24 protein-coding genes and 1 tRNA gene are annotated in these 19,609 nt (G+C 42.2%); 15 read left to right on the top strand and 10 right to left on the bottom strand.

Annotated elements, in window-relative coordinates; all coding sequences use genetic code 11:
• Window positions 1–32 precede the first annotated feature (32 nt).
• From ACRHOZ_RS13395 to ACRHOZ_RS13355, 9 genes are all read left to right on the top strand, one after another.
• Window positions 33–503, top strand: coding sequence for a RidA family protein (locus tag ACRHOZ_RS13395; protein WP_431126448.1), 471 nt, complete (start codon window positions 33–35; stop codon window positions 501–503).
• Window positions 504–519: 16 nt separating this feature from the next.
• Entirely contained in the window at window positions 520–1,734 is a 1,215-nt protein-coding gene (locus tag ACRHOZ_RS13390) for a selenocysteine synthase (protein WP_431126446.1), read from the top strand.
• A 36-nt stretch (window positions 1,735–1,770) separates the two neighbouring features.
• Complete coding sequence (locus tag ACRHOZ_RS13385) at window positions 1,771–2,346, top strand: RidA family protein (protein WP_431126444.1); 576 nt, start codon at window positions 1,771–1,773, stop codon at window positions 2,344–2,346.
• 111 nt (window positions 2,347–2,457) lie between these two features.
• The gene (locus tag ACRHOZ_RS13380; protein ID WP_431126442.1) at window positions 2,458–3,021 is read left to right on the top strand and encodes a YeeE/YedE family protein; all 564 of its coding nucleotides are present in this window, start codon (window positions 2,458–2,460) and stop codon (window positions 3,019–3,021) included.
• Window positions 3,018–3,431: a DUF6691 family protein gene (locus tag ACRHOZ_RS13375; protein WP_431126440.1), complete on the top strand. Its 414-nt coding sequence runs from the start codon at window positions 3,018–3,020 to the stop codon at window positions 3,429–3,431. The genes ACRHOZ_RS13380 and ACRHOZ_RS13375 overlap by 4 nt, the downstream gene beginning before the upstream one ends.
• Window positions 3,432–3,478: 47 nt before the next feature.
• Window positions 3,479–3,550: transfer RNA gene (locus ACRHOZ_RS13370), tRNA-Arg, on the top strand.
• Between the two features lie 244 nt (window positions 3,551–3,794).
• A complete protein-coding gene (locus tag ACRHOZ_RS13365) occupies window positions 3,795–4,235 on the top strand; it encodes a molybdenum cofactor biosynthesis protein MoaE (RefSeq protein WP_431126438.1) in 441 nt (146 codons plus the stop codon).
• A gap of 4 nt (window positions 4,236–4,239) precedes the next feature.
• On the top strand, window positions 4,240–4,668 hold the full coding sequence (gene moaC, locus ACRHOZ_RS13360; RefSeq protein ID WP_431126436.1) for a cyclic pyranopterin monophosphate synthase MoaC: 429 nt from the start codon (window positions 4,240–4,242) through the stop codon (window positions 4,666–4,668).
• 42 nt (window positions 4,669–4,710) lie between these two features.
• Window positions 4,711–5,001 carry a hypothetical protein gene (locus ACRHOZ_RS13355; protein ID WP_422349869.1) on the top strand — a complete coding sequence of 97 codons (291 nt, stop codon included), beginning with the start codon at window positions 4,711–4,713 and terminating at the stop codon, window positions 4,999–5,001.
• 3 nt (window positions 5,002–5,004) lie between these two features.
• Here ACRHOZ_RS13355 and ACRHOZ_RS13350 read toward each other — a convergent pair whose 3' ends face one another.
• Window positions 5,005–5,949: an NAD-dependent epimerase/dehydratase family protein gene (locus ACRHOZ_RS13350; protein ID WP_431126434.1), complete on the bottom strand. Its 945-nt coding sequence runs from the start codon at window positions 5,947–5,949 to the stop codon at window positions 5,005–5,007.
• Window positions 5,950–6,013: 64 nt separating this feature from the next.
• Here ACRHOZ_RS13350 and ACRHOZ_RS13345 point away from each other — a divergent pair, with 64 nt between their 5' ends.
• Both ACRHOZ_RS13345 and ACRHOZ_RS13340 read left to right on the top strand, forming a co-directional pair.
• Window positions 6,014–6,517: a hypothetical protein gene (locus ACRHOZ_RS13345; protein ID WP_431126432.1), complete on the top strand. Its 504-nt coding sequence runs from the start codon at window positions 6,014–6,016 to the stop codon at window positions 6,515–6,517.
• Window positions 6,507–7,004, top strand: coding sequence for a nuclear transport factor 2 family protein (locus tag ACRHOZ_RS13340; RefSeq protein ID WP_431126430.1), 498 nt, complete (start codon window positions 6,507–6,509; stop codon window positions 7,002–7,004). The genes ACRHOZ_RS13345 and ACRHOZ_RS13340 overlap by 11 nt, the downstream gene beginning before the upstream one ends.
• Before the next feature lie 3 nt (window positions 7,005–7,007).
• Here ACRHOZ_RS13340 and ACRHOZ_RS13335 read toward each other — a convergent pair whose 3' ends face one another.
• From ACRHOZ_RS13335 to ACRHOZ_RS13320, 4 genes are all read right to left on the bottom strand, one after another.
• A complete protein-coding gene (locus ACRHOZ_RS13335; RefSeq protein WP_431126428.1) occupies window positions 7,008–7,703 on the bottom strand; it encodes a hypothetical protein in 696 nt (231 codons plus the stop codon).
• 124 nt (window positions 7,704–7,827) lie between these two features.
• Window positions 7,828–8,202: a hypothetical protein gene (locus ACRHOZ_RS13330; protein ID WP_138836255.1), complete on the bottom strand. Its 375-nt coding sequence runs from the start codon at window positions 8,200–8,202 to the stop codon at window positions 7,828–7,830.
• Window positions 8,203–8,324: 122 nt separating this feature from the next.
• On the bottom strand, window positions 8,325–9,134 hold the full coding sequence (locus tag ACRHOZ_RS13325) for an SDR family oxidoreductase (RefSeq protein ID WP_431126424.1): 810 nt from the start codon (window positions 9,132–9,134) through the stop codon (window positions 8,325–8,327).
• Complete coding sequence (locus ACRHOZ_RS13320; RefSeq protein WP_431126422.1) at window positions 9,127–11,406, bottom strand: M28 family peptidase; 2,280 nt, start codon at window positions 11,404–11,406, stop codon at window positions 9,127–9,129. The genes ACRHOZ_RS13325 and ACRHOZ_RS13320 overlap by 8 nt, the downstream gene beginning before the upstream one ends.
• Before the next feature lie 122 nt (window positions 11,407–11,528).
• Between ACRHOZ_RS13320 and ACRHOZ_RS13315 the strand changes: the two genes are divergently transcribed.
• The gene (locus ACRHOZ_RS13315; protein ID WP_431126419.1) at window positions 11,529–12,002 is read left to right on the top strand and encodes a CBS domain-containing protein; all 474 of its coding nucleotides are present in this window, start codon (window positions 11,529–11,531) and stop codon (window positions 12,000–12,002) included.
• Between the two features lie 7 nt (window positions 12,003–12,009).
• Here ACRHOZ_RS13315 and ACRHOZ_RS13310 read toward each other — a convergent pair whose 3' ends face one another.
• Both ACRHOZ_RS13310 and ACRHOZ_RS13305 read right to left on the bottom strand, forming a co-directional pair.
• Window positions 12,010–12,363 (bottom strand): hypothetical protein, encoded by a 354-nt coding sequence (locus ACRHOZ_RS13310; RefSeq protein WP_431126418.1) that lies wholly within the window; start codon window positions 12,361–12,363, stop codon window positions 12,010–12,012.
• Between the two features lie 11 nt (window positions 12,364–12,374).
• Complete coding sequence (locus ACRHOZ_RS13305; protein ID WP_431126416.1) at window positions 12,375–12,947, bottom strand: pentapeptide repeat-containing protein; 573 nt, start codon at window positions 12,945–12,947, stop codon at window positions 12,375–12,377.
• Between the two features lie 134 nt (window positions 12,948–13,081).
• Here ACRHOZ_RS13305 and ACRHOZ_RS13300 point away from each other — a divergent pair, with 134 nt between their 5' ends.
• Complete coding sequence (locus ACRHOZ_RS13300) at window positions 13,082–13,831, top strand: SDR family NAD(P)-dependent oxidoreductase (RefSeq protein ID WP_431126414.1); 750 nt, start codon at window positions 13,082–13,084, stop codon at window positions 13,829–13,831.
• A gap of 36 nt (window positions 13,832–13,867) precedes the next feature.
• Window positions 13,868–14,452: a TetR/AcrR family transcriptional regulator gene (locus ACRHOZ_RS13295; protein WP_431126412.1), complete on the top strand. Its 585-nt coding sequence runs from the start codon at window positions 13,868–13,870 to the stop codon at window positions 14,450–14,452.
• On the opposite strand, the gene ACRHOZ_RS13290 is transcribed toward ACRHOZ_RS13295, so the two are convergent.
• Genes ACRHOZ_RS13290 through ACRHOZ_RS13280 form a run of 3 tightly spaced genes read right to left on the bottom strand, consistent with a single transcriptional unit; the run spans window position 14,446 to window position 16,739 of the window.
• Window positions 14,446–14,937, bottom strand: coding sequence for a DUF6265 family protein (locus ACRHOZ_RS13290; protein WP_431126410.1), 492 nt, complete (start codon window positions 14,935–14,937; stop codon window positions 14,446–14,448). The two genes, ACRHOZ_RS13295 and ACRHOZ_RS13290, sit on opposite strands and share 7 nt — an antisense overlap.
• Window positions 14,938–14,971: 34 nt before the next feature.
• Window positions 14,972–15,670: an SIMPL domain-containing protein gene (locus ACRHOZ_RS13285; protein WP_431126408.1), complete on the bottom strand. Its 699-nt coding sequence runs from the start codon at window positions 15,668–15,670 to the stop codon at window positions 14,972–14,974.
• 43 nt (window positions 15,671–15,713) lie between these two features.
• Window positions 15,714–16,739 carry a LacI family DNA-binding transcriptional regulator gene (locus ACRHOZ_RS13280; protein ID WP_431126406.1) on the bottom strand — a complete coding sequence of 342 codons (1,026 nt, stop codon included), beginning with the start codon at window positions 16,737–16,739 and terminating at the stop codon, window positions 15,714–15,716.
• 169 nt (window positions 16,740–16,908) lie between these two features.
• Here ACRHOZ_RS13280 and ACRHOZ_RS13275 point away from each other — a divergent pair, with 169 nt between their 5' ends.
• Window positions 16,909–19,578: a TonB-dependent receptor domain-containing protein gene (locus tag ACRHOZ_RS13275; protein ID WP_431126404.1), complete on the top strand. Its 2,670-nt coding sequence runs from the start codon at window positions 16,909–16,911 to the stop codon at window positions 19,576–19,578.
• Window positions 19,579–19,609 lie beyond the last annotated feature (31 nt).

The following is a 19,609-nucleotide window of genomic DNA, read 5'->3' as shown; positions in this document are numbered from 1 at the left end:
TCAGTTAATAACTAAAATCAAAAACATACAAAATGAAAAAAGTAACAAATAGAAGATCATCGTTGAAGCGCATAGGATTGGGTGTGGCCGCATTTTTTGGTGCAGGAACGGTAGCCGCAATTGCAAAGGAAAAAAGGGCCGTAAAGGAAGTTGTGGGAGAAATTGTAAACGACCAGGATGTGCCCTTGTTTTCAGGCTCGATAAGACATGGCAATACCCTTTATGTAGCAGGAAAAGGAGCTCATTTTGATGGGGATATCAAAGCCCATACAGATCATGTGCTTAAGGAAGTAGAGAAAGAATTGGTCAAAAACGGAACCTCAATGGACAAGGTTTTAAAAGTGAATGTTTACCTCGCAGATTTGGCCGATTATCATAAAATGAACGAGGTATATAGAGGCCGATTTGGCAAAAACCCTCCCGTGAGAACTACCGTGGCAACCTATGGTGGTGTGCCAGGAAACTCACTGGTAGAAATAGACTGTATAGCCGCATTGGATTAACACTAAGAACAGAATCATGATCAGCAGAAGAAAATTATTAAAAACATTGTCCAGTCTTCCTGTAATAGGAGGTTTGGCTGGAGCTGGATTGTTGACCCCTCAAACTATTGGTGCCAATATGGCTAAGCCTGTAGGAAGGAATTTATTTAAGGAACTGGGTTTAAGGACTTTTATCAATGCCGCTGGAACGTATACCTCCATGACAGGTTCCATGATGCCCAAAGAGGTAGTGGAAGCCATCAAATTTGGAACTACCGAGTATGTAGACCTTGACCAACTACATGACAAGGTTGGCGAACGTATTGCGGAACTCGTGGACTGTGAATATGCCACGGTATCTTCCGGAGCTTTTGGCGCCATGACCATAGGTTTAGCAGGTGTGATTTGCGGGATGGACCAAAAAAAGGTAGCCCAATTACCGGACACTACGGGTTTGAAAAATGAAGTAATTCTCCAAGAGGCCCATGATATAGGGTATACCCATGCCTTATTAAATACTGGCGCCAAGTTGGTGAAGGTCAAAACTGCCAAAGAACTGGAGAAGAAAATCAATGATAAGACGGCGATGCTCTGGTTTTTGAATGCCAATACGGATCAAGGGGAAGTGGGCTATGAGGAATTTGTAGCCATCGGGAAAAAGCATGGCATACCAACATTTATAGATTGTGCGGCGGATGTTCCTCCTGTGGAAAATCTATTTAAGTTCACCAAACTAGGTTTTGATCTTGTTGCATTCTCGGGAGGTAAAGGAATAAGAGGGCCACAAAGTGCTGGACTATTGCTAGGCAGAAAGGATTTGATTAAAGCTGCACGATTGCATACTCCACCAAGAGGCACAACTATCGCTAGGGGGATGAAGGTGAACAAAGAGGAGGTCTTGGGGATGTTGGTAGCCCTTGAACTTTATCTGAACAAAGACCACAAAAAAGAATGGGAAATGTGGGAAAACCAGATTCAATTGATTAGCGATAGCGCAACTTCGGTTGATGGGGTAGAATCTGAGATTCATGTACCACCCCATGCCAATCATGTACCATCGCTACGGATCAAATGGGATCAAAATAAGGTCAAGATTACCCCAGAGGAAGCTCGAAAAAAACTGAAGGAAGGACATCCTTCCATTGCTACCGTGGGCAATAAGGAAACCATTGGGATTACCACATGGATGATGGTTCCCGGTCAGGAAAGGATTGTTGCAGAGAGACTTAAGGAAATTCTGGCCAATGCGTAACTTTGGGAAACACCAAAACGTTTAAACCAGACTAAAATGAAAAAGTACATTCTATTTGTTTTGACCATTGCCTTTATAGCATGTAAAGAATCACCACAAGCCCAAGAGGAGCAAAAGCCAGCTACAGCTGATCCTGTTGCTGTAAGTGATTACGATCCAGAAGCCAAATTGGCTGATCTAAACATAACTCTTGGTACACCTTCCTCCCCAGTTGCAAACTATGTGAACGTGGTGCGGACAGGCAACCTGCTGTTTTTGGCTGGAAAGGGACCAACCCAAGCCAACGGGGAATTGATTACTGGAAAAGTGGGTGGTGACTTGACCGTGGAACAAGGATATGAAGCGGCAAGGGTTACCGGTATCAACCAACTTACAGTTCTTAAAGCTGAATTGGGAAATTTGAACAAGGTAAAACGCGTGGTAAAGGTGTTGGGGATGGTGAATGCCATACCCGAATTTGGCGATCACCCCGAGGTCATCAATGGCTTTTCCGATTTAATGGTCGAAGTCTTCGGTGACCGTGGGAAGCATGCCAGAGCTGCGGTTGGAATGGGCTCACTTCCACGTAACATTGCCGTGGAGATTGAAATGATCGTAGAGGTAGAGGACTAAGAACTTTTTGGTTACCAGTCTATTTCCAATGCTACCGGGAAATCCCTTGTGTAACTTTGGTTACCTGAGGTTTCAGGTCAAGTGTTTTACTTTGGAAAAATTTTATTCTAAATGGACCTTATATTGCAACCATGGCCATGGTACGTTTCTGGACCCTTGATTGTCCTTGTTATGGCGCTGTTGGTATTAATGGGCAAGCGCTTTGGTATGTCAACCAATTTGGAAACGATGTGCTCTATTGGTGGTGCGGGTCGAATTGCGGACTATTTTAAAACCGACATTAAATCCAAAAGTTGGAGCTTGATGGTGGTTGTAGGGGTGGTCATTGGAGGTTTTTTAGGCGCAAACCTTCTATCTTCCGAAGCGGGTGTGGCCATTTCTGAATCTTCAATTACGTCTTTGAATGAACTTGGCTTTTCAAGTGCAGGAAGTGCTTACTTACCTTCGGAACTTTTTTCAGTGGAAAGCCTATCCAGTCCTTTCACTTGGATTATTTTAATAGTAGCGGGGTTTTTGGTGGGCTTCGGCGCCCGTTATGCGGGTGGATGCACTTCGGGACACGCTATTTCAGGTTTGAGCAATCTTCAACTTCCCTCCTTGGTAGCGGTATTGGGCTTTTTCCTTGGCGGCCTGGTCATGATACACTTCTTGTTTCCCTTAATTTTTAGCCCATGAGAAATTTAGCTTTTTTAATAGTCGGCACCTTTTTTGGGATTGTGCTCTACAAATCCGAGGCAGCTTCTTGGTTCCGAATCTACGAGATGTTCCAGTTCGATGCTTTCCATATGTATGGGATTATTGGGTCCGCGGTAGGTTTGGGGGTATTGTTTGTTCAATGGGTGAAGCGTTCCAAAGCCAAATCATTTCAGGGGAATGAAATTGTCATAGAGGATAAGAAAAGAAACTTCATTGCCAATGCTGTTGGTGGTGTTCTTTTTGGTTTGGGCTGGGCTTTGGCTGGCGCCTGTCCTGGACCCATGTATACACTGGTAGGAGCAGGATTCCTTCCCATTCTGATTGTCCTTTTTGGAGCTTTACTGGGCACTTTTACCTACGGTCTTCTAAAAAGCAAACTGCCACATTAGTATTTGATTCCCAAAAAAACATATTTTTGCTATCCGTTTATGGGAATGGCCCCGTAGTTCAATGGATAGAATAGAAGTTTCCTAAACTTTAGATGCAAGTTCGATTCTTGCCGGGGCTACAAGGTAGACACGCAAAGGTGCGCAGCACCCAAAGCAAGGCTTTGGAATCGAAGTTTATGCCATACCTGTTTACGGTAATTGTTGCCGGGGCTACAAAGTAGACACGCAAAGGTGCGTAGCACCCAAAGCAAGGCTTTGGAACCGATGTTTATGCCGTACCTGGTTGCGGCAATTCTTGCCAGGGCTACAAATTTTCTTCAGCTTTCCCATTTCTTGGTTACCTTAGCAAAAAACAGTTCCTAAATGGAAAAGAAGGTTAAAAACGTGTTTGTTGAGGGAGCCATAAACCCCTCATTTATTGCAGAATCCATAACGCATCATCAACATAAGACCCAAATTGGGGCGCATGATATTTTTTTGGGACAGGTTAGGGCCGACAAAATTGATGGCAAAACTGTAGGGGCCATAGAGTACACGGCTTATGAGGAAATGGCCAACCAAAAGTTCCATGAGATAAGGGAAAGTGCGTTTGACCAATACGACCTTACTTGTATGCATATATATCACAGTTTGGGCAAAGTCCCGGTGGGAGAACTTTGTCTGTTTGTATTTGTATCGTCCCCGCATCGAAAGACTGCCTTTGACGCTATTCGTTATGTTGTGGAGGAGATAAAAGCAAAGGTTCCCGTTTTTGGAAAAGAGATTTTTGAAGATGATTCCTATCAATGGAAGGTAAACACTTAAACCTATGGTAGATATTACCCAGAAACAGTCCACCCATAGGACGGCCATTGCACAAGCAGTGGTCAAGGTTAGCAAAAAGGAGACCATAAAGGCCATTCAAACTTGTACGGTTCCCAAAGGCGATGTTTTTTCCATGAGCAAGGCCGCAGGATTTTTAGGGGTAAAAAAAACCGCAGACTTACTTCCGGATTGCCATCCACTCCCAGTGGAACACTGCGCAATTGATTACACTATTGACGGTTTGGAAATTACCGTTGAAGTGAAGGTGCAGACCTTTTACAAAACTGGAGTGGAAGTGGAGGCCATGCATGGAGCAAGCGTTGTGGCACTGAATATGTACGACATGCTCAAGCCTATTGACAAAGGTGTGGAAATACATCACATTAAGCTTTTAAAGAAGACCGGGGGCAAATCGGATATCCACAACGGATAATTTTTATAATTTTAAGAGGCAATTGATGATAATCTCGCTCCGATGTCCAATCCTAAGAGAGTCATTATCGATTATAAAAAGCTTACCCCTGGGGTACTTCAACTTTTAGTTCAAAAGTATCCTGATGGATATGGGGACAGGGATATCATTAAGTTTAAGAATATCAAAGGAGAGGCTGTTGAAGCGGTTGAAGTGACCACCATCGATACTATTTTTTTGGTCAAAATCAGTTCAAAACTTCAACACACCATCATTAATTTTGATGAAGCGGATGCCACTGTTCTTGGAATGGACAATTCATCAGAGCATGGATTTAGCTCAGAAGAAGAATAGTCCTCACTCCTGACCTAAATTGCGCAACATTTCAGCAGTGGTACTGTCCAAATCAAATTTGGGTTGCCACCCCCAATCCCTTTTGGCAAAACTATCATCAATACTGCTAGGCCAGGAATCTGCTATCGCCTGTCTAAAATCGGGTTGATAATCCATCTGGAATTCGGGAATATGCTCTTTGATGCTTTGGGCAATTTCATTTGGGGTAAAACTCATGCTTCCCAAATTATAGGATGATCGCACGCTGATTTTTTCCGTATCAGCTTCCATCAAATTCAAGGTTGCACTTATGGCATCATCCATATACATCATGGGGAGCTTAGTGTCTTCCTGAAGAAAACAGTTGTATTGCCCCATTTCCAAAGCTTTATGATAGATCTCAACCGCATAATCTGTGGTACCACCGCCTGGCATGGTCTTCCAACTTATAAGTCCTGGATAACGAACACTACGGACATCAATCCCAAACTTGTTAAAATAATATTCGCACCAACGTTCCCCAGATTGTTTGCTTATGCCATATACCGTGCTAGGTTCCATGACGGTACTTTGGGGGGTGTTCTCTTTAGGTGTATTTGGTCCAAAAACGGCAATGCTGCTGGGCCAAAAGATTTTACTGATTTTCCTGTCTTTCGCTAAATTGAGAACATTGAACAAGGAGTTCATGTTGAGGTTCCAGGCGCGCATGGGGAATTTTTCCGCTGTGGCACTCAACATGGCTGCCATTAGGTATACCTCATCAATCTCATAATGCATCACCACATCTTCAATAGCCTCATAATTGGTAGCGTCCAAAAGCTCAAATGGCCCTGAATCCATCAGGGATTCGCTTCCTTCTCTAATGTCACTTGCTATTACGGTGTCCTTCCCATATTTGGTACGCAATTCCATGGTTAGCTCTGTGCCAATTTGACCGCATGCTCCAAGAATAAGAATTGGTTTTTGCATTTAAAATGAAGTTAATTGAGTTAGCCCGTAAAGATAGCCTTTATTAAAATTTGTACATTCGTCCATGCGAAAATTGTTAGGGTTATTGGCAGCCGGAATTGTTCTAATGGGATTGGGGTGCAAGGATAAGAATGCAAGCCCGGAAGAGTCCACTTTTGAAGAGATTGTTTTCAACTATCAAAAGATGCCACAACGAACGGTATTGAATACCAAGGCTAATGAGCTGTTGGAAGACTGGCCTGAATTTAGGGCATTCAACTCAAGTTTTGATGTCTTGTACAAGGCCAAGAACAATGAAGACCTTGCTTTGGCGCTGGATGATTTGATCGATAAACAAAGCCTGTTGGAGAAATCGCAGTATCCAGCAATGTTTGACGCCTTTGAGATCAAGAGTCGGTTAAGGGTGGTAAAGACCTACTTGTTCAAAGCAAAATCCCACGTGCTTAACAATAGTGAAACAACGGAGCCCACCATTGAGATGATCAGGGCCTATAATGCCATGCGGGCGCAACTCAATGTTGTTGTTAATAGTCAATTGGACAAAAAACTGATTTTGGATGAAGAGTAGATTCTTGATGCTGATTTTGATGATTTGCGCTGTATCCTTACAAGCCCAAACTGATGATAAACAACAGATAGGTCAACTGTTGGATGCATGGCATTTGGCAGCATCCAATGCCGATTTTGACGGTTATTTTTCCAAAATGACGGATGATGGGGTGTTTTTGGGAACAGATGCCACGGAAAATTGGCAAAACAAGGAATTTAGGGAGTTTTCCAAACCCTATTTTGACCGCGGAAAAGCATGGAGTTTTACCGCCGTGGAGCGAAATGTTTATATCAACGAATCCAAGGATTTTGCTTGGTTTGATGAGCTGTTGGATACCCAGATGAAACTATGTAGGGGTTCCGGGGCCCTAAAAAAAGAAAATGGGCAATGGAAAATTGCCCATTATGTGTTGTCCATAGCCGTTCCCAACGAAAATGTGTCGGAATTGATCGAACTCAAGAAAGAAAAGGACAGTTTGCTTTTACTGCAGCTTGGCAAACAATAGATTTTAATTTTCTCCTTCCGGTTTTTCCTTTCTCGCTTCCAAAGCTTGTTTGCTCAAACTTGCCAGATTAAAGTTGGCATCTATTTTAAGCGCTTCATCTATAGAGGCGATTGCGTCGTCTATCTTGCTTTTGTCCTTGTTGTAGATCACCAATCCTTGTAAGTGATAAAAGGCGGCCTTTAAAGGAACTTCGTATGGTTGTTGCCTTTCATAAAAGGCATATTTCATATCATCTTGGGCGTTGGTAATGCCATATTCAATATTAGCGGTAGCACCCTCTATATCACCAGTCTGAATTTTTAGATCAGCCAATTCGTAGGCGAGATAGGCAGAAGGAGCTCTCGTAAAAAGAATCTCGAAATGCTCCAAGGCACGCTTAGGTTGATTTAAGGCCTTCAGGGAAACAGCCTTTACCTGTACGGCCAAATCCGAGTCATCCCCATTTTTTTCTATTCCAATGGTATTTAAAGCCTGCATATGCTGACCGTTGTTCATGTACACAAAGGCCAAAGTATCCTTTCGTTGTTTGGAAGGGGATAAAACATTCAAGTGGGTAAGTGCCCCGATAACTCCATTGATGTCACCTTGCAAGCGCATTTCCTTGTAGTAGTCTTGGTAGTGTTTTAATAGCTCACTTTGCGTCTGGGAAATTCCGTTGAAGCCCACGAACACGAGCAACAACACAACTAACTTTTTCATTTGTTCACGTTTAGGTGCGCCAAAACTAAAAAAATTATTGGTATGATGCTGTTAAAGAATACTATATGAATCAAAAACAAAAAGATGCCCTTAGGACATCTTTTTCACTAGCAAGTTTTTTGATTTACAATGCCATCATGGCAATGTCCTTATCCGTGTATTGTTTTAATAAGCTGGCATAAAATGCCAAACTCTTTACATCCTTGGAAAGACAGGACTTTAGAAAATCGCATAGATTTTTATAAAAGAGATTTACGGGCATTGTTGATACCACCATATTGATGGTTTTTGGATCGTATTCGCCATCATCAAGTACCACATCCATTTTTATGCGGTGATTGTGATAGTCAATTTCCACATCGGCCGCATTGTAGTGCTTTCTCAGAATGGACTGATGTAATTCTTGAAATCTTGAGGTTATGTTTTCTCTTGTACTACTTTTTGTAATCAAATTCTCCATCTCCATCAAGATTCTTGTCGTTAATCTTGAATTTCCCATGACATGTATAACTTAATGCTTATATAAAGTTAACGCTGTCAGTCGTAACATATTAGAAACCAAGAGTTTAATTAACTTAAATTTATCTTAATTGTTGTGAAATGTGTTGTCCGTGTGGTCAACTACAAAGCTATGGAGGTATTGAAGACATGTGATTTATCAAGAAAATTCTTACTAAGCACTGTTTTCCCAGAGGTTTTCTCCGAATCTTCGAGATAGATGGGCGGAGGAATGCCCAGTTTTTGGGACTGTTCCGTATAAAAATCCCGTTTGGCAGGATGATGGGGGTAAACCCCATTGAACAGCTCTCCCCAATACCCTTTTTCCAAGATGGTGATGATCATATGGATGCAATCTTCCAAGTGAATCAGGTTTATGGGGTCATGCCCATTACGGAGACCTGTTCTTCCAGATAACATGGTTGCGGGATTTCTTTTTGGCCCTATGAGTCCTCCAAAGCGTATAACCGTGGTTCTGATGGAATCATCGGCCTGTAAGAGTTTTTCGGCCTGTACCAGTTGCCTGCCAGATTCAGTATTGGGCATGGTAGGTGTTTCTTCAGTGACCTCACCGCTTACATCCCCATAAACGGCTGTACTACTGATGAAAATAATCCTTGATACCGATGAATTTTTAATTGCCTTAAGAAGCAATTGCATCTTGTCAAAAAAACTTTCCTTGTTTGCCCCTCTTAATCTTGGCGGAACATTGATGACGAGCGTATCAATTTGGGATAAAAAATCTTGGATATCCCCTTCTATTTTAGATGCTGATAAGGAGACCATATAAGGATTAATACCTGCATTTTTAAGTAATTCCAACTTATCCAAAGATGTGGTGGTCCCATGCACCTCATAATTTTTCTGTACCAGCGCTTTGGCCAATGGAAAGCCCAGCCAACCACATCCTAAAATCCCAATTTTTTCAGTCAAATCGCAAGGTTTTCGTTACCAAGATCGCATCGTTCAAAACAAAGGGCATTGGAATGCTGTAGTCGGGTCTTGGCGGGATGGTGAAATCTTTATGGGAAAGGAGATCATTGGAGGACTCATAAAACGTCAATTCCAACTTTTTGTCCTTTGGAAAACTCAGTTCCAATTCTGTATAGTCATTGTTACTAATATAATGTGTTATCAGTCTTTGTTTTCGATTAGCGAGAAAACTATCAGATAGAATAATACCATTGAGCTTGACCGCATTAAGTTGGATGTCGTTGGTAAATACTTCCAATCGGTTGACCTTTCTTTTAGGGGTAACACAAAGCTCTAGAATGCGCTCATTCCCAATAATGGTATCCAGGAGTGTATCTATCCAAGGGGTAGGGATGTCCTTTTTTGGAGCCTCTTTGACCAATCGGAACCCTGTGCCATATTTACTTGTTAGTGCATTGTAATCCCCAGAATCTACTTTCCTTTTTCCCTCACCCAAAAACTGTGCGTTCCAATCAATCAGGCTTTTATCATAGGTTGCCCAAACTGCGGAGTCGTTATCTGCATTGTACACATAGAGTAAGCTACTAGGTTTGGGCTTTTCTGCGGAGAATTTGGAATTTATATGGGCTGATATACCAAAAGCAAAGAACAGGAAAAGGAATACATAGGCAAACCGCTCTTTGTTTTTGAGTTGACCTAGAAAAGGGAGTGCCAAAAAGAACAGCAAGGTGGTAAATACTGTTGCCGCCACCATCATTTTGAGACCGAGTCCTACAGGAAACATTTTAATAAAGGGAGCATGGATAAAGATAGCAGGCAAGACCAGAAAAACCAATAAAAGCGGATTTGGTTTATCTTGATTGATAAGGACCATTAGAGCCGCTAAGGTTCCATATAACGGAACGATAAAAAAACTGGCTCCCTTTAGGTACATCCCGACCAATATGCAAATAATCAGCCATAGAAAAATGGGTGCGACCAAAAGGTTGGCCGTATTAATTTTTCGGAATTTATGGTATACCCAAAAGCAAACAGCCAGTGAAAACATGGCATATACCACAATGTAAAGATGCCCATTATAGGTAAATCCATGAAGCATATCATTGAATTCCCCATACCACCAAGTGATCATGGACCAAGCAAAGTAGCCCAGGGTGCCATTGATTATAAGGGAAACCAATGCGGGAATAAACCCTTTCCCAATATCTATGAAGTTGAGTTTTTGATGTTTTAGACCATAACCCAAAAGGAATAGAAAAATAACAACTGCTGCGATTAGTATGGGCCATATCCAAGAAAAGGGATAGGAAATCAATCTAAAAAATGGCAGATTGAAATAGATATAATCACTCTCAGCTTTTAGCTGATCAAGGTCAGCTTCACTAAAGTGGGCCAATAAAGGCATTAAATAACTGCCTTGGTGAGCTAGCGTATTTCTATCAAGTCGTTCGTAATTGTCCATTACGGTATGATAATCGTAATGATCATCTATAAACGCAAAATTAAAACCTTCAATATCCCCGTCTTCCCTAAAAACCGTGAGATCTGTATCGTTGGGCAACATTTTATAGATGCTGTAGGCCAAAGAATTGGCCACCGGGTATTTTGGACTGGCCTTGGTAAATTCCTCAATCAATCTAGCGTTGCCCCGATTGGTCTCAATGAGCATATAACTGGGGCCGCCACTACCTCTTGCCTCAAAGTTTAGGACAAGCCCCACATCCTTGGCCCAAGGGTGTTTGTTTACAAACAGGTCGGCACCATTAAGACCCAATTCCTCTGCATCCGAAAAAAGAATGATAATATCGTTTTTGGGTGTTTTGTTTTCAGATAAAAAAGCCCGCACCCCTTCCAAAATAGTGGCAACACCACTTCCTGCGTCACTAGCCCCTAGGGAGGAGTGGGGACTGCTATCGTAATGGGTTAGTAAAAGCAAAGCTTTCCCGTTCCCTGAACCCTCTATTTTGGCCAGAATATTGGTCACCCTGCTCAGATTGGCCCAATCCCCCGCAGTATACCCCTCTTGGGTAGTGGTTTCCAGCCCTAATTTTTTAAGCTGTGAGATAATATAGCTTTTGACCTTTTCGTGTCCAGGAAAACCTACTGCGTGTGGCTCTTTGGATATGTTTTTAACATGTTCCAAAGCCCTATCCGTAGCGAAAGATTGAGGCGCCTTGTCAGCATCACCTCTGTATTGCGGCATTAGGGCCCGATAGCTCCAATACACAGAGAAAACCAGCAGAAGTAGTGCAAGATTTTTAGAAAATTTCATAGTTCGATTAAGTTGGCTTCCAAAAATATGAAATTCTTAAACCTTAGCACGTTCATTGCCAATAATTTAAATAATTCGTTAAAAAAGCCTATATTTATTAATCAACCCTAAAAGTAAATGATATGGCAATCAAGAGTTTTCAAGGTGTTCGATCTAAAGATGCTGCAAAGAAGGAATATAATGCGCCTATTCTTGTGGAAGACTATATGACCAAAAAATTGGTCACTTTTTCGCCAGAACAATCCATTTTGGAAGTGATGGAGGCGTTTGCCAAATATCACATCTCAGGTGGTCCGGTGATGGATAAAAATGGGTTTTTGGTAGGAATTATTTCCGAGGCGGATTGCATGAAGCAAATTTCCGAAAGTCGATACTTCAATCAACCCATTTTGGATAAGAGCGTGGAGCGATTCATGACTAAAAATGTGCAGACCATCCCGCACGATATGAGCATTTTTGACGCTGCTGGTGTTTTTGATAAGCACAACCGCCGCAGGCTTCCTGTGATGAAGAATGATATTCTGGTGGGACAGATCAGTAGAAAGGATATTGTGATCGCAGCGCTGAAGCTTAGTGCCCAGAATTGGAAAAAGTAGTTCTGGACTACTCCCGTTTTACAATGATGTAATTGTCATTGTCCAAGGGCAAATAACCTAGATCGTACACAAAATAATAGGTGCTTCCTTTTTTGGTGGTGTAGAGGTTTGTGATGTATTCAAAATCGAAACCTTTGTCCATCAACCGCATTTTTGTGGTTCTGGTTTTTCCTTCCTTTAAGGGAAAACTATCCAAGATGCGGTAGTTTTTCCGTAACCGATTGTTGATGCTTCGGACTAGGTTTTTACTGTCCTTGTTTAGCCTATTGTTATAGGCATTGCGGCAATGATCGGAACAGTACTTTTTATCAATTCGCCCAATGAGCACATCACCACATTCCAAACACTTCTTCCCGGACATATCTACTGCATTTACTCCACAACAATATCGTATTTTTTCAACAAACCGATCAGATTGTCTTTGCTGAACCTTGTTTTTTTAAGCTGATTCCGTTCCGGAGCTATATTTAAATTGAAAGAAGAGGACAGATTGGCTCCGCTAAGATTGGTCAGCTCAAAAATGGCATTTTCCAAATTACATTGGGAAAAAACGGCCATACTCAGGTCAGCCTCGGTAAAGTCCGTCTCGCTAAGGATACAATCCAAAAAAGGTGTGGCCTTCAGGGTTAAGCCATAAAAGGAGCTTAAGGTTAAGTTGCAACCATGGAACTGGACACTGAACAAAAGATCATCGCAATCTTCAAAACGTAGCCCTACCAACTTACAGCCATGGAATTCGGTTTCCTTAAAAATGGTGTGCTTTATGTTCGCATTGGTTATATCGCAATCCACAAATTGACATTCCATAAAGTTTTGGTTGTCCAGATAGCCCTCTGAAAAATTACAACCTTCAAAAACGCAATTTTCATATTCTCCTTTATCCAGTCGGGTTTGGGAAAAATCTTGATTTTTAAAAGTCTTGTCTGCGATAAAGGGAAGGTTCATGGGTTTTGAATTGAAGCATAAAGATAAATAAATGTTAAAGCTTGAATTTATTATGGAACAATCATTCCAAAAAGTATATGTTTGTATCGGAATGAGCGTTCCAAAATAAAATATGAATCAAAAATTACTTTAAAATGGGAAAACTCGAAAACAAAGTGGCCGTAGTAACAGGAGCCACAAGTGGAATAGGTTTGGCAACTGCCAAAAAGTATCTGGAACAAGGCGCTAAGGTAGTGTTGACTGGAAGAAATCAGGAAAAACTTGAAGCGCTCAAGACAGAACTTTCTGGAGAATATCTTTTGGTAAGAGCAGAGGCCTCCAGCACTTCGGACAGTCAGCAGTTGATTGAAAAAACCATTGAAACATATGGAAAGATTGACATTCTGTTCCTAAATGCAGGGGTATTTCGTCTAGAGGGAATCAATGAACTGACTGAGGATATTTATGACGAGGTTTATGACATCAATGTCAAAGGACCTTTGTTTACCGTGAAGATGGCCTATGAACATTTGAATGAAGGAGCCAGCATCATATTCAATACCTCCATAGTCAATGTCAAGGGTTTTGCAGGAATGGCCGCTTATGCATCAAGTAAGGCTGCACTTCGGTCCTTGACCAGAACATTGGCCGCCGAATTTGGCCCTAAGGGCATTCGCGTTAACGCAATCGCTCCTGGCCCAATTGACACGCCGCTTTATGGGAAACATAATGTGCCCCAGGAAAATGTGGATCAAATGGCTTCCAGTCTACCATCCATGGTCTCGCTTGGAAGGTTTGGTACGTCATCAGAAGTTGCCACAACAGCTTTGTTTTTGGCTTCCGAAGACAGCAGCTATATTACTGGTGCTGAAATCCCTGTGGACGGCGGTTTGGCGCAGGTTTAGTTTTTGAATAAATTTGGAACATATATTCCAAAATATATGCCAAGAACGAAACAATTCAATGAAGAGGAAATATTGATCAAGGCCATGGAACTCTTTTGGGAAAAAGGGTTCCATGCCACATCAATGCAAGATTTGGTTTCGCGTTTGGGTATTAACCGAGCAAGTCTCTATGCTACTTTTGGTGGAAAGGAGGAATTGTTCAACAAGGCATTTTCCCGTTATAGGAGTGCTACCAGTGATATGCTCCATAGCCTGTTTGAAAAGGCACCAAGTGTCAAGGCGGGGTTTCAACAACTTTTTGATATGTCCATTAGGGAATCCATGGAAGATCCATTCCGAAAAGGATGTTTTGTGGTCAATACCACTACAGAACTTATCCCGGGAGATGGGGAATTGCTTCAAATCTTGAATGAAAACAAGTCCAATATGGAACATTTTTTTGCCCAATGCATCCAAAAAGGAATTGCGGAAGGGGAATTCCATAAAGATATGGATGCAGAAAATGTGGCTGCAATGCTCTTTACCCTCTACAGTGGCATGCGCGTGGTGTCCAAGGTAGACCCTGACCCGATCAAGCTTAAAAAGATGTTGGATACGGGGCTTTCCATTTTGGATCAGTAGTACTTTCGGTAATTGAAAACCAGCTCTTTCGTTTTTCCTTCTTGTCCTACCACTACGGAAACCCGCATTTCGTCCCCGTCCAGTTTTTCCATGGTAAGACCTTCAAAATAGACCTTATCCTTTTCCAGTTGTACCAGTTTAAAATCAACTGTCTCCTTTTGGGTTTCCCAGCCGGTCAGATCCCCATTAAAATGTTTGAGTTGTAGTACAAGGGTATTGTCCTTTTCTTGGATATGCCCAAACTCGTAAAAGGAAATTTTACCCTCATGAACCAGCTTAAACGAAAACATCATGGATCCTCCCAAAGGGGGACTCCAAATTTCCTCGACTTTTCCTCCCAGCGCTTCACCCCGCCAAGACCCCTCTATCCAGGCGACCCTATCCAAGGTAGCATTTGGGGAAGATTCCCCTTCTTCCAATTGCAATGTGTTTTGAGCATGGGTTAAACCCCAATTCAAAAGTAAAAGTGGTATTAAAAGTCTCATGACGTCCATTTCTAAAAGGACGAACGAGGCGCTTTTATTTGGACAATTCAAACTTGATGTTCACAGAAGTTTCCACTTTGATTTTTTCAAAATCGATGTCCAGTGGCTGGGCTTCACCAGCATCCATGGTCATGGCTTTCATCTCCATTCTGGGTTGGTTATATCTTGGATAATAGGGAGTAGAGGTGTCCATGATATGAATGGCAGCCCCAACTTTTTGCCCAAGGGGAGCAGTTAGCGCCTCCGCTTTTTTCTTGGCCTTTGCCACTGCTTTGGACTTGAGTTCCAACTCCAGTTCCTCCATTTTGGAGTACTCGGTTTTTTCCAAATAGGTATTGGCGATACCTAATTTTTCCAAGGCCATCAAGGCTTCGGCAGCTTTCTTTCCAGAGTGGACCAAAAGGGAATATTGCTTGCTTTTTAAAACCTCTTTTTGTCGTAAAAAGTACTTTTTGAAATTACTGCTCAAGTCTTTGATCACCAATTGTTTTTCCAAATCAATGCCCAATGCCCTAAAGCTGTTGGCCATCTTGTTTTCTTGTTCTTCCACAGATTTGCGTCCCTTGGAATCTTTTTCTTGAATGGTAATGTTCAGGAAAATTTTGTCGGGTGTTACCAAGGTGTCCACCCTGGCTGAGGTTTCTAAATAAGGAATATCCAAAAAGTTTTTGGTTTGTGAATACGTGGTCATGGTTAAGGCAACAAATAAGGATAGTGTTATAAATTTTTTCATGATACTGAGTTTTGGTTCAAGCTATACAACTTCCATTCCAAAATTAAGCCTTAAAAGAAGAATCGCGAACAATTAAGTTGGTCTTGACCTCTATGGTTTTGGTGAAATGGTCCTCCTTGGGGTTTTCAATTTCCTCGACTAAGTATTTTATGGCAGTTCTACCGATTTTATTTCCAGGTTGGTCTACAGTAGTCAAGGAAGGATTGATTATGGTGGAGCTAAGGGAATTGCTAAAACCCACCACGGCAATTTCCTCTGGAATGGGCACCTTAAATTTATTTAGGGCTTGAATGGTTCCAATGGCCGCACTATCGGTTATGGCAAATATGGCATCCGGTCTTTCTTTAAGACTTAGTAAAATGTTGGCCATCATCCTGCCCTTGCCAAGTGAGATGTCTTCTGTGCTCAAAATGATCTTTTCATCAATGGGAATCTTATGGTCTTTTAGCGCCCTCAGATATCCTTCATATCGTTTCTGGGAATTATAGGAGCCTTCAAGTTCTTTGATGATGGCAATTCTTCGTTTTCCCGTATTGATCAAATGCTCCACAGCGTTGTAGGCGGCTTCCTCTTCATTAATGACCACCTGGGTGCACGGAATTTTACCTGAGACCTTGTCGAACATGACCATGGGAATACGGTTCATCACCTTAATAATGTCATCAACGGATTTTGTCTTTCTCGAAAGGGCCAGAAGAACGCCATCAACTCCAAATTGCATCATGGTTCGGAGCATCTCGGACTGTTTTTTTTCATCGTTTTTAGACTCGGAAATGATGACTCGGTACCCTAGATTTTCTCCTTCCTCCAAAATTCCCTTTAAAATGGTGGTTGTAAAATAGTGGGATATGTTGGGAACAATGACCCCCAAAATATGCGTCCTATTGGTTCGGAAACCACTGGCAAACAGATTGGGAATATAATTGTACTTGTCCGCCAACTGCTTCACCTTATCCTTGGTTTCCAAACGAATATCAGGATGATCGCTAAGTGCCCTAGAAACTGTTGAAATAGAAAGGTTTAGCTCCTTGGCCAATGCTTTCAAGGTAATGTTTGGCTTCTTTTTCATCTATCAATGCGCTATGGATTTCCCAATTTCAAAATTGCAAACGTTTGCGAAAACGTTTGCATACAAAATTGGCAAAAAAAGTGTAAAAACAGTATGGTATTCGGATAATTTTAGCCTGATGTTATCCAAAAACATAAAAACAACTCAAAAAGTCTAACTAATTACTTTAATGATGATGAAAAATTTAGGAGTTGCGATAATTGCCCTTTTTTGCTTTGGGTCCACAATCGCACAAACCGAGATTACAGGTAACGTTAAGGATGCGGCCGGGGTTCCCATTTTAGGGGCCAACGTGCTGATTATGGGATCCACTGAAGGGACAACCACAGATTTTGATGGTAACTTCCTTTTGACGACAAATTTGACAGGTAGTCAAACCATCCGTATTTCCTTTGTGGGTTTTACCGCTGTGGAAAATGTGGTAGAGCTTGGCGGAACAGCGGTCAACATGGATGTGGTGCTACAGGAAAGTGGTCAACAACTGGACGAAGTAGTGATTACCGCTTCCAGTACATTTAGGTCACAGAAACAGGCGCCCTTGTCCATCAGTTCCAAAAAGATGGCGGAGATTACCAAATTATCTGCCAATAGCCAGGCCGATATTTTGAGGACCGTGCCCGGGATCACCGCTGAAGGTGGTGGGGGTGAAACGGCTACCAATTTATTTGTAAGAGGTCTACCCTCGGGCGGGCAATACGTGTTCAATCCGTTGCAATACGATGGAATGCCATTGATCAGTTCCTTTGGACTAAACTCCTCTGCGCATGATGTATATGCCAGACCCGATATCGGATTCAAGGGAGTGGAATTTGTCCGTGGTGGTGCTGCCATATTATATGGTGCAGGATCTGTGGCTGGTATCATCAACTATACCAGTAAAACGGGAGATACCAACCCAGGAAACACCATTAATGTGGAATGGGGCGATGGAGATCGGCTAAAAACCGATTTTTATAGTGGAGGTAGACTTGGAGGAGAGGACTCCAATACCTTTTATGCGTTCACAGGATTCATTAGAACGGATCAAGGACCTTTGGACACAGGATTGGCCACCAGAGGGGTACAGTTCCGTGGGAATATCAAAAAACGTTTTGAAAAAGGAACCTTTACCGTCCATGGTCAATTCATCAATGACCGTGCCCAGTTCTATTTGCCACTTCCCTTGAGTGCAGACAGGGAAGGCATCAACGGGAATGACGGCGAGCCTGTACAGCAATTGCTATCTGGCCAACTGGAGGAGACCTCCTTCCTTACTGCAGGAGGCGTTTACGAAAGTCCTATAGAAGATGGGGTATTTACCAAAGGTGGATATGTCATGGGGGATTTCACCTATAATTTTTCAGATAACTTGAGGTTTAAATCCAAGCTCAGATATGCGAATTACGAGCATAATTTTGCCTTGTATGTAGGCGGGAATGGCACCAATGGAAATCCCATTTCACTGAACGGATATATGGCGAGCATAGCTCCGGACAATCAAGGGTTTTCTGCTACCTATCAAGGAGGCGGGGATACCCAGATCAGTGGAACCGATTTGGTAGTGGATAATTTGCACGTAGATCGTTTGCGTCCTATGACAGACTATTCTGGCGAAGCTTCCTTGACTTTGAGGTCCAATGATGGTTTTCACAACTTTACCTTGGGAACCTTCCTATCAAGAACTGAGGCCGAGGATGTGAATTATCAGTATCGTGTTTTGTCCGAATTTAATAACAACCCTCGATTGGTAAACCTGAGTTATACCGATGCCGGAGGTGCCAATGTCATTTTCTCGGAAGGTGGACTCACCAATAGGGTTGGGATGACATCCAACCGCTTCTTGGATCAAAACAGAACGGCCTTTTATATTACCGATGAAATGGTATTTGACAAATGGCGATTTGACGTCGGATTCCGTTTAGAGTCCACGGAGGGAAACTTTAGTAATGGTGGATTGGTGGAAACCACGGTATATGACAACACAGAACTCACTGATGATTTAAGGAATGTACGTTTTGCGGATGGTAGTTTTACCCGTGCACGGATCAGTGCCACGGATTGGGCCGTTTCTTTGGCAGGATTATATGAGCTTTCGGAAAGTACCAACCTTTATGCCAACTTCTCCCGTGGATTTTTCTTCCCGCAGATTAGGAGTTTTGCTCCAGTGGCTGGAATCCCAGAATCCAATTATGATGCGGAAAACATTATCCAGTTTGAGGCTGGCGCCAAATTTGGAACGCCTAAATTCTCAGGCTCTGCTGCTGCCTATTACGTAAGTTTAAAAGACAGGGTACGGATCAATCAAGCTATTGTTGGGGGACTGTTGGTGGATCAGACCAGAAGTGAACAAAATACCTCAACAGTTGGTTTGGAGGCAACCTGGGACTATAGATTTACCGATGTGTTCAGTCTTCAGGGAACCGCAACCTATCAGAATCACGAGATTACAAAAAATAGCCAGGAAGATTTGGTAAATGGTGGAACAACGGTAACCAATGAAGGGAACGAATTGGCCAGACAGCCCAATATATTGGGAAGTATAGCCTTAAACTATAATGACAGTGCATTTGATGCTATTGTTTCCTTGAACCATACCGGTAAAAAATTCACTTCGGACATCAATGATGTGGAATTGGATGCTATTACCATTGCCCGTATTGGGGCCGGATATACCTTCAACACAAACGATGATAATTCTGTAAGATTGGGATTCTCTGTTTTTAATTTATTTGATAGCGATGGGATAACCGAAGGAAACCCAAGAGCGGGTGTCGCTGGGGAAGCAGGAAATCAGGATTTCTTCTTTGGTCGACCCATTTTACCCAGAAGGGTGTTTTTAACGGCAACCTTTAATTTTTAATCGGCAACGAATTAGTTTAAGTTAGTTTATT

Origin of the sequence: Flagellimonas flava, assembly GCF_050617915.1 — a bacterium.
GTDB classification, from domain to species: Bacteria; Bacteroidota; Bacteroidia; order Flavobacteriales; family Flavobacteriaceae; genus Flagellimonas; species Flagellimonas flava_A.
Note: the sequence above shows the minus strand (reverse complement) of the source record. Positions and strands in the feature narration are given on the sequence as shown.